Below are 813 nucleotides of genomic sequence, written 5' to 3' on the forward strand. Positions count from 1 at the left end.
GCACGAGGGCGTCCAATGTCAGTGTGTGAAGACAGACCTGGACACCCTCGCAACGGCACTCTACGCCCGGATCGACGATGAGTTGAAGGCTTCTCCCTGGTTGGCCCCGTGGCGTCCGAAAGTCGGGATCACGCCCAGGCTCAGTGACGCGGAGTTGCTCACGCTCGCGGTCATGTCAGCGTTGCTCGGCTACACCTCCGAGCGGCGCTGGCTTCGCCGCGTCGACCGCGACTTCCGCGGCCTGTTCCCCTACGTGCCCCAGCAGTCCGGCTACGGCAAACGACTGCGCGCCGCATCACCCCTGCTCACCAGCATGATCCGGATACTGGCCCAGGACACCTCACTGTGGACCGACGATGTCTGGCTGGTCGACTCCACCCCGGTCGGCTGCGGCTGCTCCCGGGAAACGGCCAAGCGCTCGGACCTGGCCGGCTGGGCCGAGTACGGCTACTGCGCGTCCCACTCCCGGTACTTCTGGGGCCTGCGCCTGCACCTGGTCTGCACCCTCGGCGGCCTGCCGATCCTGTTCGCACTCACCGGCGCCAAGGCCGACGAACGCGAGACCCTGCGCGACATGCTCGACACCGCGCCCGATGTCCAGGCCACCCATCCACAGCAGACGATCATCGGCGACAAGAACTACTACGGCCGGGAGTTCGAGAACGACCTCACCGAACGTGACCTGAAGCTGCTGCGTCCGGCCCGCAAAGGCGAGCCCGAGCGGGCTGGCGCACACCTGTTCAAGCCACTTCGGCAAGTCATCGAGTCGATCAACCAGACCCTCAAGGGTCAACTTGACCTGGAACGACACGG

General features: G+C 66.1%; 1 protein-coding gene. It reads left to right on the forward strand.

Translation table 11 applies throughout. From position 1 onward, the window contains the following. Positions 1 to 25 precede the first annotated feature (25 nt). Positions 26 to 813 (forward strand): IS982 family transposase (locus AC3ET4_RS30885; protein WP_431955290.1); only part of this gene is annotated, 788 nt, incomplete at its 3' end.

This window comes from Actinacidiphila sp. bgisy167, assembly GCF_057707665.1.